At 64.8% G+C, this 1,614-nt stretch carries 1 protein-coding gene and 1 pseudogene; one reads left to right on the forward strand and one right to left on the reverse strand.

The features are described 5' to 3' along the window. Positions 1-10: 10 nt before the first annotated feature. The gene (locus tag VGP39_RS10105) at positions 11-703 is read left to right on the forward strand and encodes an IS6 family transposase (RefSeq protein ID WP_327567965.1); all 693 of its coding nucleotides are present in this window, start codon (positions 11-13) and stop codon (positions 701-703) included. A 66-nt stretch (positions 704-769) separates the two neighbouring features. Here the strand turns inward: VGP39_RS10105 and VGP39_RS10110 are convergent. Further along, positions 770-1,614 (reverse strand): annotated as a pseudogene (locus VGP39_RS10110) (hypothetical protein); the annotation flags it as partial.

Consider the following 1,614-nt stretch of genomic DNA (forward strand, 5'->3'; position numbering starts at 1 on the left):
CCGAGACGCTCTGTATGCTGGCTATCGCTATCCCGCTGAGCTGATCAGCTATGCGGTCTGGCTGTATTTTCGGTTCCCGTTGAGCCTGCGCATGGTTGAGGAGATGCTGGCGGCTCGCGGCATCTCGGTCACCTACGAGACGATCCGGCAGTGGGGCTTGAAGTTCGGCCGGGCGTTCGCCAATCGCATCCGCCGGCGAGCCCCGGGCCGGGGCGACAAGTGGCACCTGGACGAGGTCGTCATCACCATCGCCGGCAAGAAGCATTGGCTGTGGCGAGCCGTTGATCAGGAAGGCTTTGTGCTCGATGTCCTGGTTCAGAGCCGGCGCGACAAGAAGGCGGCCAAACGTCTATTGCGCAAGCTGCTGAAGAAGCAGGGGCGGGCGCCCCGTGTGCTGATCACCGACAAGCTGCGCAGCTATGCCGCCGCCAAGCGCGAGATCATGCCGGGCGTCGAGCACCGCCAGCACAAGGGCCTGAACAACCGGGCGGAGAATTCGCATCAACCAACGCGACAACGCGAGCGGATCATGAAGCGGTTCCAGTCGCCGCGGCAAGTGCAGCGGTTTCTGTCCATCCACGATCCGATCGCCAACCTCTTCTCCCGCCGTCCCGATCAAGACACCGCCACCACGTTTTATGCCGCTCGCAGCCAAGCATGCACGACCTGGACCGAGGTGACTGGCGTCGCCATGGCTGCATGATCGCAGCTGTCGACAACCCCGTGCCTTTCGCCGTTCTAAGCTGGACTTTGGCGGTTTTGAGCTATGTCAGGCCGCATAGGACATAAGCTCCGTCAATCGCTGTTGTAGAGGCCTCGGCTTTTCGGCGGTTCGCGGTCGTGACCGCCAAGTCGGAAAATCATCCCGCCACAGGATCGGGCGCACCGCCTCTTCCGCCCAAAGGGTCCGCCGGACAGCGGCGAGGCCATCGGAGAACGTCGGGTTCGGGTTCTTGTACCATGCAGCGCCAAGGACCGGCAGCCTACCGGTCCGTTCCGCCAGCTCGCTGGCCCACAGCGTCACCAGCGAGAACAACCCGCGTAGCAGCGGCGTGGTGCGCTGGATCGCCGGATCCGACCATTGACGTTGGGTCTCGACCCCGAGATGGCGACGGGTTTCCGCGAAGCTGACCTCCACCGCCCAGCGCCTCGCGTACCACGTCAAGATTTCCAAGGCCGTTCGCTGCGGATCGGAGCAGACGAAGGCACGTGTCTCGGCGCGTCCGGTCGGGTCCCTGGTCAGAACCCATCGCACCGGCACGGTCATCGCATGCGCGTTCCACAGCGCCGTTCCGGTCGCGACGTCGATGTCGCGATCCATCAAGCCATCTTTCGTCCGCCACCCCGGAACGGTCATGCGCGCCCACTTCGTGGCTTTCCGGACCGCCCGCGTCTTGAGCGTCAACTGACGCGTGCCGACGACGCGCGAGCTGCCTTTCTGTCCTTTCTTGCGTGGTGGCGGCGGGTTGAAGAACCGCGCGTCCATCCGCCAGCGCGCCACGCACACCGCGCGGTCTTTCAACCTCCGGAAAACCGCCAGGCTGGCGAAGGCGCCGTCCCCGACCATCACCAGCAGCCGGCCAGCAAGCCAGCGGGCGATCAGCCGCATGCCCC

It is taken from the genome of Bradyrhizobium sp. (assembly GCF_036009065.1).
Taxonomy (GTDB): Bacteria; Pseudomonadota; Alphaproteobacteria; order Rhizobiales; family Xanthobacteraceae; genus Bradyrhizobium.